Genomic DNA, 14,440 nt, shown 5'->3' on the forward strand with positions numbered 1-14,440 from the left:
TATGGAAAAGATACTTTCGGACGATTTCTATCCAGAATCGTAAGAGATTTGGAATATCAAAAACGCTGTTCTGAGACAGCGTTTTTCAGCTGGCTGTAACTGAAAGATGCTATCCTTGCGTTAACCCGTAAGGAGAAAATAACTATGTACCCCGTTGATCTTCATATGCACACCGTTGCCAGCACCCATGCCTACAGCACCCTGCACGATTACGTGGTGCAAGCCAGAACCAAAGGTATCAAACTGTTCGCCATTACTGACCACGGCCCGGATATGGCCGATGCGCCGCACGCCTGGCATTTTATTAATATGCGTATCTGGCCGCGGCTGGTGGATGGCGTGGGGATTTTACGCGGTATTGAAGCCAATATTAAAAACACCGCCGGTGAAATCGACTGCACCGGACCGATGCTGGACGCGGTTGATCTGGTGGTGGCGGGCTTCCATGAGCCGGTGTTTCCACCGCAGGATAAAGCCACCCATACCGAGGCGATGATTGCGGCGATGGCTAATGGCGATGTGCATATTATTTCCCATCCGGGCAACCCGAAGTTCCCGGTTGATATTCCGGCGATTGCCGCCGCTGCCGCTAAATATGATGTGGCGCTGGAAATCAATAACTCCTCTTTTACCACCTCGCGCGCGGGCAGTGAACCTAACTGCCGGGCGATTGCCGCCGCAGTGCGTGATGCTGGCGGGCGTCTGGCTTTTGGCTCTGACTCCCATACTGCGTTTACCCTCGGTAATTTCGAACACTGCCTGCGTATTATGCATGAAGTAGATTTTCCGCAAGATCGCGTGTTAAATGTCACGCCGCGCCGCTTGCTGGATTTCCTTGAACTGCGCGGGCGCTCGCATATTGAAGAATTCGCTAATTTGTGACGCTGTCACGTTGAACCTCTGAATGGACTGATATCAATGAATGAGTTTTCCATCATCTGCCGCATTCTCGGCTCGCTGTTTAATCGTCAGCCGCAGGATCCGTTGCTGGTGCCGCTGTTTACCATGTTGCGTGAAGGCAAGTTGCAGCAGCACTGGCCACTGGAGCAGGATGAGCTGCTAACCCGCCTGCAACAGCACAGCGACCCACAGGCGCTGGCTGCGGATTACAATGCGCTGTTTGTCGGCAGTGACTGCAAAGTGCCGCCTTACGCTTCGCAGTGGGAAAATGGCCCGCAGGAAGCAGAAGTCCGTGCTTTTTTACAGCAGCGCGGCATGCCACTCGGCGATGCGCCGGTAGATCATTTTGGCGCTTTACTGCTGGCGGCGTCATGGCTGGAGGATCAGTCGGAAGAGGATGAGAGTCAGGCGCAGATTGCGCTGTTTGACGACTATCTGATGCCGTGGTGCGGTCAGTTCCTTGGCAAAGTGGAAGCCCATGCCAGCAGCGTCTTTTACCGGACCCTGGCGGCAATCAGCCGTGAAGCCGTGCAGGCGATGCGTGATGAGTTAGCTGAAGAGTAGAAGAGTAATAACAGGGCGGCATAACGCTATGCCGCCCTGTAGCAATGTTAATTAGTTAACCGCAACGGTTTCTTCACAAACAGGCCATAACTGATCGCCCCCAGCATCAGCAGTGCTGCGCCCAGCAGGAACACGTTAGTAAATTTCCCCGTCATATCCAGAATAATACCAGTCACAATTGGCGCCATCGCCGCACCAAGGAAGCCTCCAAAGTTCTGAATCGCCCCCAGCGACGCCACTTGCTCTTTTGGCGCAATATCGGTCGCCAGCGTCCAGATTGCCCCTTGCGGCATCTGTGAACAGAAGTAGCCCAGTGACAGCAGTGTAATCGCCAGCGGCGTACTGCTGACAAACGGGATCGGCGCAACAAAACAGGCCGCCAGCGCTGCACCCAGCACGATTGGGATCTTACGTGCGCCAATGGCTGCCATGCCACGGCGTACCAGGCGGTCGGAGAGCATACCACCCACCAGCACACCGAGAATACCGGCAAGGAAAGGAATTGAGGCAATCCAGCCAGTGGCTTTCAGGCTGAAACCGAGCGATTTTTCCAGATAGCTTGGCAGCCAGGTCAGGTATACCCAGATGGTAAACATAATCGAGAAGTTACCAATCACCATAAACCAGGTGGTTCTTTGCTTAAACAACGTGCCCCAGCTGACTTTGACCGTGCCCTGCGTATCTGGCTCGGCGACGGTGCGATGTCCGGCATGGATCAGCGCATCTTCGCGCGCCGTCGGGTCGCGGTAGAACTTCAGCCACGCCACAATCAGCGGGATGCCCATCAGGCCGATGGCGATAAACATCCCACGCCAGCCAAGGGTCAGCAGCAAGACGGTCAGAATCGGCGGCGCAATAGCATTGGCAATCTGCGAGCCGGTATTAATAATTGCCGTCGGTAAACCGCGCTCTTTATCGCCAAACCAGCGGTGGGTGATCTTAATCCCCGAGGTGAAAAATGGCGATTCGGAAATGCCCAGCATCATGCGTAAGCCATAAAACATCGAGTAGCTGTTAACGAACGCCGCCATCACCGTAAAACTCGACCACAGGCCAAGCGCCCATGAGAACATCCGTTTCGGGCCAAATTTATCCACCAGCCAGCCTGCGGGCAGGTTTGCCAGCGCATACGGCCAGAGAAACGCCGACAGCAGTAATCCCATTTCAGTCTGCGAGAAGCCAAATTCGGCAGCGATGGTGGTATTGGCGATACTGAGGTTGGCGCGATCCAGATAATTGACCACCGCGGCAGTCAGCAGAATCAGAATAATGCCCCAGCGCAGACGCGTAACCACCGGCGTCGCGGCTGTTGCTGCTGTGCCGGGCAGGGCGCCGGCAGCCAGAGTTGATTGACCGTTTTTCATCATGGGTTCTCGTGGGTGAACAAGCTCAGGTGAATTTTAATAACCGCTTTGCGGATCGCCGATTCGCCGTGGGTTTGACAGCAGGGACGATGAACATCATGCGGAAAGAACACGGCAAACATGCCGGGTTCGAGGGCAATCATCGATTCATTAATGGTGTGCTGATAGAACACGATATCGTGCTGCGCAGCGCGGTCTTCGGTTACACGGTGTTCAGGATGGGCACGCGCGACGCCAATGCTCTCCTCGCCTTGTAACAGATACTGAATATCAACGTAGCTAAAATGCGACTCGGCGCGCATCTCAGCGGCAGGCACGGTATTCATCTCCTGCAGCAGGCAGAACATTTTATTGTCCGGCAAAATGTCATATTTACCGGTGGTCAGGGCAGTAAAATCGGTGTTGTTAATCCAGCTAATAGCCTGGCTGATGACCGGATGGAGGGCATGTTTTTCCCTCGCCCAATCCTGGCGATCACAAATAATCATGGTTTGTATTCCCGTATAGTTATCGTTAGCGGGTATTTGGGTACAGCGGACGGCGCATTGCTGCGCCATCCTTCCACAGGGTTAACCCGCGATTTTCTTTTGCCACAGCGCCGTGCCCTGCTGGATTTGCTCCAGCAACACGCCAAGGCCCCAGAATTTCTCCAGCACGTTATCTTTGTTTACCCGGCAAAATTCACTGTCGAAGGTGCCGAGACGCTGGTGATAGATCTTGGCGTTTTTCGGGTAGCCAAGGGTTTCGGTGACCGCAGAAAGAGAGAGGAACAGCGACAGTTCATGCGCCAGCTCCGGCTGTTCAGCACCGTGGTGATACAGCCAGTGATACAGCTCCGGATGGAAATTGGTAAATACGCCGCTAAATCCTTTCGAACCGGCCTGCATCGCGGGCCAGGCAATCGCGGCATTGGCGTTAATAATATTCAGCGGAGTACCTTCAGCAAGGCGCACGCGCTTCTCAACCGTCGGCAGATCGCAGCTGACATCCTTCAGCACCACAAAGCGGCCGCTGCTGGCGCAGAAGCTAAACTCTTCATCGCTGAGCAGACGGCGATAAGGGGCCGGACACTCATACAGGCCAAGCGGCATTGAGGATGGCAGCGCTTCCAGCAGCTGGTTCAGGGTGCGATAAAACACCTCACTGCCTTCATTTCTCGCATCAAGATGATTGGTCACCAGCACCAGCGCATCGATACCGCTGTTTGCCATTGCGGTCAGCTCAGCAATCTGCTGCTCAATCGCATCGCTGATATGGCCGGAGGCAATCACCGGCACGCGTCCGGCAACCTTTTTCACCACAAACTGCGCCAGTTCCACGCGCTCCTGCAAGGAAAGGAACTGCATTTCGCTCGACTGGCAGACCGCAAACAGCGCATCAACGCCCTGTTGCAGATACCACTCAATCAGGCGCTCAAGACCGGGATAATCAATCTGGTTATCATCGGTAAAAGGCGTCAACATCACCGGCACAATGCCTTCAATCTGTTTCATTGTTCTCTCCTGGCGACAGAGGTTCTGCCGCAAATGGTTAAATAGTGACGCTATCAGCGCTGGGCAAGACGGGTAGCGACCTGCTGATGATCGGGCATATTGGATGCGCCTTCGCGTTCGACGGCCAGTGAAGCGAAAGCCGAGGCGTAGGTGGCGGCTTGCGCAATGGTGTCGCCGGAGGCAATCGCCGCCGCGAAAGCGCCATTAAAGGCATCACCGGCGCCGGTGGTATCGACGCTGAGCGCCGGGAAGGCGGCAATATGCTGGAACTGATGGTTGTCATACAGCAGGGCGCCGCGCGACCCCATGGTGATAATCACCCGGCGCGCGCCCTGGCGCACAATCGCCAGCGCCGCTTCTTTTGCGCTCTCCAGATCGGTAACTTCAATGCCGGAGAGCAGCGACGCTTCGGTTTCATTGGGCGTCACCACATCGGCATACTGCAGACAGGCGATGATGTCGCTGGAAAATGGCGCCGGATTCATAATCACCTGCACGCCAAGGGTATTCGCCAGCTTCATCGCATTAAGGGTGGCGGAGAAGTTATTCTCCAGCTGCAACAGCAGCACATCAGAGGACGACAGCTCGTGGGTCAGCTCCGCCACTTCATCATCGGTGATGGTTTTATTCGCGCCGGAGTAGATGGCGATCATGTTCTCGCCATTCTCCTGTGACACATAAATAATCGCGTTGCCGGTGGGTTCGACATCGGTCTGATAAAGCTTAAAAGAGTGAATATCGGATGCGGACAGATGGTCAAAGGCGAACTGACTGAACTGATCAGTGCCCACTTTGGAGACAAAATGTACGCGCGCACCGGCGCGACTGGCGGCCATCGCCTGATTTGCCCCTTTGCCGCCCGGACCTAAAGTGCTGCCGAGCGCCAGCAGTGATTCACCGCCTTTGGGAAAACGCGCCACTTTGGCCACGATATCGACGTTAAACGAGCCAAGAATACAGACCTTTCCCTTCATACTTTTACTCCGTTTGCGCTGATGCTGGTTTTTCTGACGCTGATCTCCCAGCCGTTTAAGCAGCACTTCAAAATTGCCGCCGGTTTCGCTAATTAACTTTGCCTGCAAGTTGCGGCGCACAATAATCGCGCCGCCGTGGCAACGCTGGACCAGACCCATCCGTGCCAGCGCGCCTAAATCGCTGCGAATGGTCTCTTTGGTGACCGCAAACGTTGCGGCGAGCCAGGCCACACTGACGCGTTCCAGATCGTCCAGATAATCGATAATTTTTTCGCGGCGTTCTTCAAGAAACATTGTCACCTCAGCAAGTTAGTTAAAGCCTAAGGGAGCGCTTGCGGGTAAAAAGTGACAGCGATCATATGTGGCGGTGAAAAACGGAAGGAAACAAAAATGAAACCAGGTGGAAGAAATGAGGGGTAGATCACACCTTGCCGGGTGGCAGTCGATCCGCCCGGCAAAGTGGCGGTTTAACTGAACAGGTTCAGGTTGATTTTGATCACTGCTTTACGGATGGCTGAAGTGCCATGGGTCTGACAGCAGGGACGGTGTACATCATGGGGGAAGAAAACTGCAAACATGCCTGGCTCAAGGTGAATCATCGACTCATTTACCACCTGCTGGTAAAACACGATATCGCGTTCCTGCGCATAATCTTCGGTAATTACATTCGCCGTATTCGCGCGTGCCACACCGATACTCTCTTTGCCTTTTAACAGGTACTGAATATCAACATAGTTAAAATGCGCTTCCGCAGGACGGTCGGCGGCGGGTTCGGTATTCATCTCCTGCAAAATACAGAACATCTGATTGTCGGGCAAAATGTCATATTTGCCGGTGGGCAGCGCGCTTAAATCAGTGCTGGCAATCCAGCTGATTGCCTGTTCTATCACCGGATGAAAGGCGTGTTGTTCGCGCGCCCAGTCGTCACGATCGCAAATAATCATGTGGCAGTCCCCGTAGAGTGATTGATGGTTTATTGGTCTGTATCATCAGGAGACTAAGGGAGAGACCGCCGGGAAATAATGACTGCGATCATATTTATTACCATCGGCGGGGTTACCGGGTGATTAATTGCCGCTATGCAGCCATTGCCGGTGCGCGGAACCCGCAGGCGCCGCGCGGGATTATTCCGTTTTACGTCGGCGCGGCAGACGTGGAAAGCGGGCATGCATACGTAGATTACGCAGATTGATCACCGAAATTGCCGTGCCGAAAATCACCAGCAGTGCGCCCGCCACTTTAAACAGATTCATACTGTCGCCCAGCACCACCACGCCCATAATCACTGCCAGCACCGGCGTTAACAGCGAGTAGGGCATAATCAGATTGACGTTATATTTCTTCAGCAGCGCATACCACAGTGAATAAGCGACAATCGATGAGCCGATCGCGCTGTATAAAATACCGAACCAGCCGCGCCAGCTGGAATGGGTTAACGCGTTAAGCTGATCCGACTCCATCAGCCAGGATGCGAGGCCGACAATTGGGATGGCGAGAAACGAGATCCAGCCGGTCATGGTGAGCGGTTTTATCGGCGGCGACTTTTTGACAATCATATTACTTATCGCCCAGCCTGCGGCGCTGCACAGCAACAGGCACAGCACCCACCAGCTGGGAATGGTCGGGCTGCCGGTCAGCACCACCACGCCGGTCAGCGAAATGGCAATACCAAAAATCTGCATCAGCGTCAGCTTCTCATTCAGGATCACCATCGCCAGCAACATCGCAAACGGCGTGCCGAGCTGAACCACAATCGCCCCGGTGCCGGCATCGGTATAGTTGATGCCGACAAACAGCAGCGAAAAGTGCAGAAAGCCAAAGGTAAATGCCAGCGGCGCCAGATAGCGCAGCTGTTCGCGCGTCACCCGGGTAAAGGGGATCAGCAGAACAGCCACCACCACAAAGCGCATGCAGGTCATAAACAGCGGCGGCAGATCCAGCAGGCCCCACTTTATGGCGACGTTATTAAATGCCCAGAGAAATACCACCAGTAAAACCAGAAAAAAATGACGCAGTGCCACGACGCAGTCCTTAGTTTTGCGTTGTTAACTCACGACTCATCATGACACGAATATTTGTTGCACGGGGCAAACGAAACAGTAATTTTTTAACCGCAGCGGCATAAGGTCCTCAGAAAAAGTTATGAGACGCGCAGCCTAACAGCTGGCAAACTGGTTTACCGATACCTGACTTACTCCGCACGCTGATTTTGCGTTAACCGACAAGGATCCTGATTCGGCATGTCTTATTTAGCCAAAGCGCCTTTAGCTATTATTCAACTGGAAGTGCCTCCTGCCGATGTCAGCGCGCAGGTTGGTGAGCAGAGCCACTGGTTTGTGCAGGCGCTACAGTTACAGCCGCAAGACTATATTGTGGTGCGTCCACATCTGGGCGAACAGCTTCCCGATTTTGATCAACTCTCCGCCGCCATTCTGAGTGGCTCCTGGGCGATGGTGACCGACCACGCTGACTGGAGTGAACGCACTGCGGCCTGGGTGCAGGGCGCGATTGAGCAGCAGTTGCCGCTGCTGGGCGTCTGCTATGGTCATCAGCTGATGGCCTATGCGCTGGGGGGTGAAGTGGCGGACAATCCGCGTGGCTGGGAGCGGGGCTTAAAGCCGGTGGAAAATCTGGCGCCGGGCGATGCGTTGTTGTCAGCACTGCCAGCGCAGTTTGAAGCCTGGCTCTCACATCGTCAGTCGGTCGTACAGCCGCCTGCCGGCGCGCAGGTGCTGGCGCGCTCCGCGCTTGATGAGTGTCAGATTATTCGCTACTCGCCGACGGCATTGTCAGTGCAGTTTCATCCGGAATTTGATGCGCAGATTATGACCGCCTGCCTGCCCGCCGGAGTCAGTGATGATGGCGTCGGGTTGCAGGGCGCCGACTGGGCGCGCAGCCTGCTGGAAACCTTCTACCGCAGCGCGCAGCCGCGTCAGGTGCAGACGGGCTGATATGCTTATCCTGTGACCTTCAGTCAATGGCTGAAGGTCACAGGTTATATAACCGTTTTGCCGAAATATTAAAGCCTGCTTCACATTTTTATCTCAAGTTAACTGACATTCGCCATACCCTCTGCCAGTGTTAAATATTCGTTATTCGATTGTTAATAAAAACACTAATCAACAGGCAGGAGAATAGCCATGCGCTATGCATATCCCGGATACAAAGATTCGCTGATCGCTCTCCAGCAACGTTATGGCAACTATATCAACGGCGAATTTGTCCCACCGGTGAATGGCGAATATTTCACCAATACGTCACCCGTCAACGGTTCAGCTATCGGCGAGTTTCCCCGCTCAGCCCTGGAAGATGTCGATAACGCGGTAGATGCGGCTCATGCCGCTGCCGAAGCCTGGGGCAAAACCTCCGTGCAGGTACGCTCGTTAACCCTGCTGAAAATTGCCGACCGTCTGGAGCAGAATCTTGAACGGATGGCGATTAATGAAACCTGGGACAACGGCAAACCGGTGCGCGAAACCCTGGCTGCCGATCTGCCGCTGGCTGTCGACCATTTCCGTTATTTTGCCGGTTGCCTGCGGGCGCAGGAAGGCAGCGTGGCGGAGATTGATGAGTTTACCGCCGCCTATCACTTCCACGAACCGCTGGGCGTCGTAGCGCAAATTATTCCGTGGAACTTCCCGCTGCTGATGGCGGCATGGAAGCTGGCGCCAGCACTGGCGGCCGGTAACTGTGTGGTGCTGAAACCGGCGGAACAGACGCCTTTGTCGATCACGCTGTTTGCGGAACTGATTAACGATCTGCTGCCGCCGGGCGTGCTGAATGTGGTGCATGGCTACGGTCGCGAAGCGGGCGAAGCGCTGGCGTCGCATCCGCGTATCGCCAAAGTTGCGTTTACCGGCTCCACCGCCACCGGCGGTCATATTCTGCAGCTGGCGGCGAAAAGTCTGATCCCTTCCACCGTTGAGCTGGGCGGTAAATCGCCGAATATCTTCTTTGAAGATATTATGCAGGCCGAGCCGTCATTTATTGAAAAAGCTGCGGAAGGGGTAGTGCTCGGTTTCCTTAATCAGGGGGAAATCTGTACCTGTCCGTCGCGTGCGCTGGTGCAGGAATCGATCTACGAACCCTTTATGGCTGCAGTGCTGGAACGGGTGAAAACCATTAAGCGTGGCGACCCGATGGATAGCGAAACCATGGTCGGCGCGCAGGCGTCACAGCAGCAGTTCGATAAAATTCTCTCGTATCTGGAGATTGCGCAGCAGGAGGGGGCGGAAGTGCTCACCGGCGGCGGCATTGAAAAGCTGGAAGGCGGGCTGTCGACCGGCTACTACATTCAGCCGACATTGCTGAAGGGCAACAACAGCATGCGTGTCTTCCAGGAGGAGATTTTTGGACCGGTAGTGGGGATCACCACCTTTAAGGATGAAGCGGAGGCGATTGCGATTGCCAACGACTCGATCTACGGCCTTGGCGCGGGCGTCTGGACGCGGGATATTAACCGCGCTTATCGCGTCGGCCGGGCGATTAAAGCCGGACGCGTCTGGACCAACTGTTATCACCTCTACCCGGCGCATGCCGCTTTCGGTGGCTACAAAAAATCCGGTATCGGGCGTGAAACCCATAAAATGATGCTCGATCATTACCAGCAAACCAAAAACCTGCTGGTCAGCTACAGCGTGCAGCCGCTTGGTTTCTTCTGAGTCTGCGCGTTGCTAAGTCACGGGGCGAATCTTCGCCCCGTTTTTTTTGCCGATCATATCCGTGCGTTAGCACATTGCATGGGTGGTTTATTACCCGCTAAGAAATATGATACTTTGCCAGTCAATAATCAGGGATACAGGCAAAAAACAGGAGTAACGGGTGAAAAAAGCGTTATCTTTCGCGCCGTTGTTGATATGGATCGCGATATTTATTTATGCACTGGCTTTTATCGCCATTGTTATCCAGCAAAAATCACCGGCTGACGAACTGATTCCCTGCGCAATATTTGCCAGCATGCTGATACTGGTGCTCTATATTGTCAGTTATGGGGTGGCAAGCGGCGAGAGAAAACAGCGCGAAGCCGACAAACTGGCCACTTTTTTTCTGCTGCATAAACAGGGACGCCTGCACGGCGTCATTAAGTCTTCACGCTATTCACTGATACTGTATTTGCTGGCAACACTGCTGTTTCTTGCGCAGGATAATACCGCGGCGCGGGCGCTATTAATGCTGTCCAGCATTGTCATCGTGATGGTGATTGTAGACTTCTGGTTTCTGCACTATCAGCAGATTGGTGCGGAATATCGCGCCCGCAGCTGGAAAGTACTGGCGATCTGTTTTTCTGCAATATTGTTCTTCGCCAATATGCTTTCGTCACAGTTTATTCTTGAGGCATTTGATATTGAACCGGCACGGCTGAATTTTACCCGCTGGTCGTTTTCGCTGATTATGGTGCTACTGCTGATGTCGCCGGTAAGCTATTTTGTGCTGTTAATCCATGGCGCCTTTATGCGCGTCGCCAGACGCAGCCGGCGTCAGGCGATGATGGCGCTGTTTGATAGCGTAACCGTCACCACGCTGCTGTTTGGCATGTCGCTACTGCTGCTGATTACCACTAAACTGCCGGTGCTGGGTAATGCCATGACCGGCTATTTTTATCATTTCGATACCCGCACCACCTTTTCCTGTAAACAGCAGTACCATATTATCCCGCGTCTGGGTGACCAGGCTGGCTATATCAAAGTGGCCGAGGGGGAATACCGGGCGATTTATCAAAAACAGGGCGGCGTTTACGTAGAAACGGTGATCTGTCAGCCGGATGGCAGCTATAAGTTAAATGACATCAGATACGCCAGCGATATCCGGCGGCTTAATCAGCGCATGGCCGCCAATGGCAGTTAAATTATGCGGGCCGCAGAAAGGGCCCGTCAATTACCGAATCGCGGATAATCAGATCCGATAAAAAGATATTCTCTTTGGATAAGTAGCCGCCATCCAGCATGGAGATCAGACGATTAATTACTTCATTAATCATATCGCTGATCGGATCTTTGACACTGGAGAGCGCCGGATTAAGGAACGGGGCATTGGGGATATTGTCGAAACCGAGCACCGACACCTGCTCCGGCACTTTAATGCCCGCTGCGTTCAGCGCTTTGATTGCGCCAATCGCCATATCATCATTGCTGGCAATCAGCGCGCTAAAGGGTTGCTGCGTAGCCAGCAACGCTTCGGCGGCCGCCGCGCCGCTGGCCGCAGTCCATTTGCCTTCCACGACCAGCGACGGCTGAAACGTCACTGCATAACTGCTTAACGCCTGTCTGTAACCGGTAAGGCGCTCCATGGCGGTCGGGGAATCCAGTGAACCGGTAATAAAAGCGATTTGCCGATGGCCATGCTCCAGCAGATAGCGGGTAGCGAGATCGCTGGAACCCTGATGATCGCAGCAGATACAGTGGCTCTGATGTTTCCGCAGTCTGCGGTTGACCACCATAACCGGCTGTTTATGCTGTTCGACAATCAGATCGAGGGCATCGACGGTTAAAAAGCGCGGATAGAGAATAATGGCGTCGCAACGTAAATCGAGCAGAAACTGAATCGCTTGCTGCTCTTCGGCGGCGCTGTGTTTGCCATCCACCAGAATCAGCTGACGACCGTTGGCTTCTAACTTTCTCGCCGCCTGCGACAGCAGCTCGTTAAAGTAACTGCCGTTATACAGGGTGTTGGTCACCACCAGGCCAATACACTGAGATTTGCTGCTGGCCAGATTGCGCGCCAGCAGATTGGGCCGATAGCCGGCCTCTTCAATAGCCTGAAATACCTGCTGTTTAGTGGCTTCACTGACATAGCCTTTACCTGACAGCACACGGGAGACCGTGGCCTTTGAGACGCCAGCTTTCTTTGCCACTTGCTGCATGGTAGACATCGCTACTTCCTGAATTGATTCATATTCGCGTTATTCTACACATTTCAGCAGGGTAACGGGCGGCGTTTTTCGCCGCCCGCAGCCATTACAGCCCGCGTTTTTCCATCCACAGCGCCAGATCAACCAGGCGATTTGAGAACCCCCACTCATTGTCATACCAGGCGAGGATTTTGACCATTTTGCCACCGATCACCAGCGTCGACAGACCATCAATAATCGATGACCGTGGATCGCCGCGATAGTCGCTGGAAACCAGCGGTTCGTCGCTGTAGCCGAGAATATCCTGAAGCGGACCTGATTCCGCCGCCTGACGGAAAGCGTTATTGACCTCATCGACGGTGACATCGCGTTTCAGGGTCACCGTCAGATCGACAATCGACACCACCGGCACCGGAACGCGCAGCGAATAGCCGGTCAGGCGGCCATCGAGCGACGGAATCACTTTGCCCAGCGCTTTCGCGGCGCCGCTGGAGTAGGGCACAATCGACAGCGCGGCAGCACGTGCGCCACGCAGATCTTTCTCCGGCTGATCATGCAGCGCCTGGCTGTTGGTGTAGGCGTGAGTGGTGTTCATCAGGCCATGCTCAATACCAAATGCCTGATGCAGCACCTGCGCCGCCGGGGCCAGCCCGTTAGTGGTACAGCTACCGTTACTGACTACCCGATGCTGAGCCGGGTCATACTGCTGGTGGTTAACGCCCATCACCACCGTAATATCATCATCTTTGCCGGGAGCGGAGATAATCACCCGTTTAGCGCCGCCTTTGCTGATATGCACTTCGGCTTTAGCTTTTTCGGTAAAGAAACCGGTGGCTTCAATCACGATCTCCACGCCGACGCTGCTCCATGGAATCAGTGCCGGATCGCGCTCGGAGAATACCTTAATAGTTTTGCCGTCAACCACCAGCTGACCTTCAGCGGCTTCCACCGGCGCGGGTAGCTTACCCAGCAGAGAATCGTATTTCAGCAGATGGGCGAGGGTTTTACTGTCCGTCAGATCATTAATCGCCACCACCTGAAAGTCGTCGCGGCCCAGTGCGGCGCGCAACACATTACGACCGATACGGCCAAAGCCGTTGATGCCTACTTTTACCATGATGAGCTCCTTTGTTAGCTGTCTGATACCAATCTAGGCCGGTAAAGGTTTGGCGTAAATGACAAATAAGGATCAATTTACGCCAGGCTGCGCGCGCAGAAGCGTTCGCGGTACTCACCGGGCGTCAGTTGCAGATTCCGCTCAAACACCCGCCGCAGATTGAGGCTGTTGCCGAAGCCGCTGGCGCTCGCCACCTGCTCCAGCCCTTCGCTACTCTGTTCCAGGCGCTGGCGGGCGGCGGCCAGACGGGCTTCGGCCACATATCTGGCGGGCGTTGCGCCGGTTTCACGGGTGAAGACGCGGGTAAAATTGCGTGGACTCATGGCGACGCGTTCCGCCAGCTTCTCAACTGACAGGTCACCGGCGAGATTTGCCAGGATCCAGCTTTGCAGATCGTTAATCGGGCCGGGTCTGCGCGCCTGATTCAGCAGAAAGCGGCTGAACTGCGCCTGGCCACCAGGGCGGCGCAGATACATCACCAGATCCTGCGCCACATCGCGCGCCAGACTGAAGCCGTAATCCTCCTCTACCAGCGCGAGGGTCAGGTCGAAGCCGGTACTGACGCCTCCTGACGTCCAGAACGGCCCATCCTGCACATACAGCGGTCCGCTGGCGACCTTCACCTGCGGGTAACGGCTTTGCAGGGTTTCCAGTAACCGCCAGTGAGTGGTGGCGTTACGCCCGTCCAGCAGTCCGCTCTGCGCCAGCAGCATCGCGCCGCCGCAGACGGATACTACCCGCCGCGCATGTGGTGCGGCATAACGCAGCCAGTCGACCACCGCGTCACCTTCCTCCGCGCTGACGCCTCTGCCGGTAATCATAATGGTGTCGCGTGGCTGGGTCGGATCGAGTTCCGCCAGCCGGTTGTCCGCCAGTAAATTGAGACCCGACTGGCCGTGAATCACATGATGGGGTTGGGTGGTGGCAATCGTCAGCTGATACAGCGGCTGATTTGCGCTTTCCGCACGCAGGCGGTTGGCTTGCATCAGGATATCGGCGATACCCGCCGCTTCAAATAGCATGCCCCCATCGGGGACGATAATCAGAATGGTTTTCATGTCCTGAAAATACAAAACTGACAAAATAAGTCAAGTTACAAACGCTTAAGCGGCTGACCAATTGATAAGCAAAGCGGCGTGTCACAGCCAATAGCGATCATTATCACAAAATTGAAAATATCA

The 14,440-nt window shown here is 54.6% G+C and carries 14 protein-coding genes; 5 read left to right on the forward strand and 9 right to left on the reverse strand.

From position 1 onward, the window contains the following. The first annotated feature begins 144 nt into the window (after positions 1-144). Positions 145-882: a phosphatase gene (locus tag J2125_RS21685; RefSeq protein ID WP_026111823.1), complete on the forward strand. Its 738-nt coding sequence runs from the start codon at positions 145-147 to the stop codon at positions 880-882. 36 nt (positions 883-918) lie between these two features. After that, entirely contained in the window at positions 919-1,464 is a 546-nt protein-coding gene (locus J2125_RS21690; protein ID WP_017802017.1) for a TorD/DmsD family molecular chaperone, read from the forward strand. 47 nt (positions 1,465-1,511) lie between these two features. On the opposite strand, the gene J2125_RS21695 is transcribed toward J2125_RS21690, so the two are convergent. From J2125_RS21695 to J2125_RS21720, 6 genes are all read right to left on the reverse strand, one after another. Beyond that, positions 1,512-2,828 (reverse strand): MFS transporter, encoded by a 1,317-nt coding sequence (locus J2125_RS21695; RefSeq protein WP_017802018.1) that lies wholly within the window; start codon positions 2,826-2,828, stop codon positions 1,512-1,514. Beyond that, positions 2,828-3,316 carry a NanQ anomerase/TabA/YiaL family protein gene (locus J2125_RS21700; protein ID WP_017802019.1) on the reverse strand — a complete coding sequence of 163 codons (489 nt, stop codon included), beginning with the start codon at positions 3,314-3,316 and terminating at the stop codon, positions 2,828-2,830. Before J2125_RS21700 ends, J2125_RS21695 begins: the two co-directional genes overlap by 1 nt. Before the next feature lie 81 nt (positions 3,317-3,397). After that, a complete protein-coding gene (locus J2125_RS21705) occupies positions 3,398-4,321 on the reverse strand; it encodes a dihydrodipicolinate synthase family protein (protein ID WP_017802020.1) in 924 nt (307 codons plus the stop codon). 53 nt (positions 4,322-4,374) lie between these two features. Continuing rightward, positions 4,375-5,589, reverse strand: a complete 1,215-nt coding sequence (gene rbsK, locus J2125_RS21710; RefSeq protein ID WP_017802021.1) for a ribokinase — start codon at positions 5,587-5,589, stop codon at positions 4,375-4,377. 173 nt (positions 5,590-5,762) lie between these two features. Further along, complete coding sequence (locus J2125_RS21715) at positions 5,763-6,239, reverse strand: NanQ anomerase/TabA/YiaL family protein (RefSeq protein WP_017802022.1); 477 nt, start codon at positions 6,237-6,239, stop codon at positions 5,763-5,765. A 180-nt stretch (positions 6,240-6,419) separates the two neighbouring features. Beyond that, the gene (locus tag J2125_RS21720) at positions 6,420-7,316 is read right to left on the reverse strand and encodes a DMT family transporter (protein WP_017802023.1); all 897 of its coding nucleotides are present in this window, start codon (positions 7,314-7,316) and stop codon (positions 6,420-6,422) included. Between the two features lie 219 nt (positions 7,317-7,535). Here J2125_RS21720 and J2125_RS21725 point away from each other — a divergent pair, with 219 nt between their 5' ends. From J2125_RS21725 to J2125_RS21735, 3 genes are all read left to right on the forward strand, one after another. Next, positions 7,536-8,246 carry a glutamine amidotransferase gene (locus J2125_RS21725; protein WP_017802024.1) on the forward strand — a complete coding sequence of 237 codons (711 nt, stop codon included), beginning with the start codon at positions 7,536-7,538 and terminating at the stop codon, positions 8,244-8,246. Positions 8,247-8,435: 189 nt separating this feature from the next. Beyond that, positions 8,436-9,956 carry an acetaldehyde dehydrogenase ExaC gene (gene exaC / locus J2125_RS21730; protein WP_017802025.1) on the forward strand — a complete coding sequence of 507 codons (1,521 nt, stop codon included), beginning with the start codon at positions 8,436-8,438 and terminating at the stop codon, positions 9,954-9,956. 160 nt (positions 9,957-10,116) lie between these two features. Next, positions 10,117-11,139, forward strand: a complete 1,023-nt coding sequence (locus J2125_RS21735) for a hypothetical protein (protein ID WP_017802026.1) — start codon at positions 10,117-10,119, stop codon at positions 11,137-11,139. 1 nt (position 11,140) lies between these two features. Here the strand turns inward: J2125_RS21735 and J2125_RS21740 are convergent, their stop codons facing one another. The 3 genes from J2125_RS21740 to J2125_RS21750 all read right to left on the reverse strand — a co-directional run bounded on the left by J2125_RS21740 (position 11,141) and on the right by J2125_RS21750 (position 14,317). Continuing rightward, on the reverse strand, positions 11,141-12,163 hold the full coding sequence (locus tag J2125_RS21740) for a LacI family DNA-binding transcriptional regulator (protein ID WP_017802027.1): 1,023 nt from the start codon (positions 12,161-12,163) through the stop codon (positions 11,141-11,143). 85 nt (positions 12,164-12,248) lie between these two features. Then, positions 12,249-13,259: a type I glyceraldehyde-3-phosphate dehydrogenase gene (gene gap, locus J2125_RS21745; protein WP_017802028.1), complete on the reverse strand. Its 1,011-nt coding sequence runs from the start codon at positions 13,257-13,259 to the stop codon at positions 12,249-12,251. 77 nt (positions 13,260-13,336) lie between these two features. Then, entirely contained in the window at positions 13,337-14,317 is a 981-nt protein-coding gene (locus tag J2125_RS21750; RefSeq protein ID WP_017802029.1) for a GlxA family transcriptional regulator, read from the reverse strand. Between the last annotated feature and the right edge of the window lie 123 nt (positions 14,318-14,440).

Source organism: Winslowiella toletana, from assembly GCF_017875465.1.
GTDB classification, from domain to species: Bacteria; Pseudomonadota; Gammaproteobacteria; order Enterobacterales; family Enterobacteriaceae; genus Erwinia; species Erwinia toletana.

Excerpts from the sequence above, each read along its gene's own strand:
- J2125_RS21685 (WP_026111823.1), top strand. The coding sequence starts at position 145 with ATGTACCCCGTTGATCTTCATATGCACACCGTTGCCAGCACCCATGCC.
- J2125_RS21690 (WP_017802017.1), top strand. The coding sequence starts at position 919 with ATGAATGAGTTTTCCATCATCTGCCGCATTCTCGGCTCGCTGTTTAAT.
- J2125_RS21695 (WP_017802018.1), bottom strand. The coding sequence starts at position 2,828 with ATGAAAAACGGTCAATCAACTCTGGCTGCCGGCGCCCTGCCCGGCACA.
- J2125_RS21700 (WP_017802019.1), bottom strand. The coding sequence starts at position 3,316 with ATGATTATTTGTGATCGCCAGGATTGGGCGAGGGAAAAACATGCCCTC.
- J2125_RS21705 (WP_017802020.1), bottom strand. The coding sequence starts at position 4,321 with ATGAAACAGATTGAAGGCATTGTGCCGGTGATGTTGACGCCTTTTACC.
- rbsK (WP_017802021.1), bottom strand. The coding sequence starts at position 5,589 with ATGTTTCTTGAAGAACGCCGCGAAAAAATTATCGATTATCTGGACGAT.
- J2125_RS21715 (WP_017802022.1), bottom strand. The coding sequence starts at position 6,239 with ATGATTATTTGCGATCGTGACGACTGGGCGCGCGAACAACACGCCTTT.
- J2125_RS21725 (WP_017802024.1), top strand. The coding sequence starts at position 7,536 with ATGTCTTATTTAGCCAAAGCGCCTTTAGCTATTATTCAACTGGAAGTG.
- exaC (WP_017802025.1), top strand. The coding sequence starts at position 8,436 with ATGCGCTATGCATATCCCGGATACAAAGATTCGCTGATCGCTCTCCAG.
- J2125_RS21740 (WP_017802027.1), bottom strand. The coding sequence starts at position 12,163 with ATGTCTACCATGCAGCAAGTGGCAAAGAAAGCTGGCGTCTCAAAGGCC.
- gap (WP_017802028.1), bottom strand. The coding sequence starts at position 13,259 with ATGGTAAAAGTAGGCATCAACGGCTTTGGCCGTATCGGTCGTAATGTG.
- J2125_RS21750 (WP_017802029.1), bottom strand. The coding sequence starts at position 14,317 with ATGAAAACCATTCTGATTATCGTCCCCGATGGGGGCATGCTATTTGAA.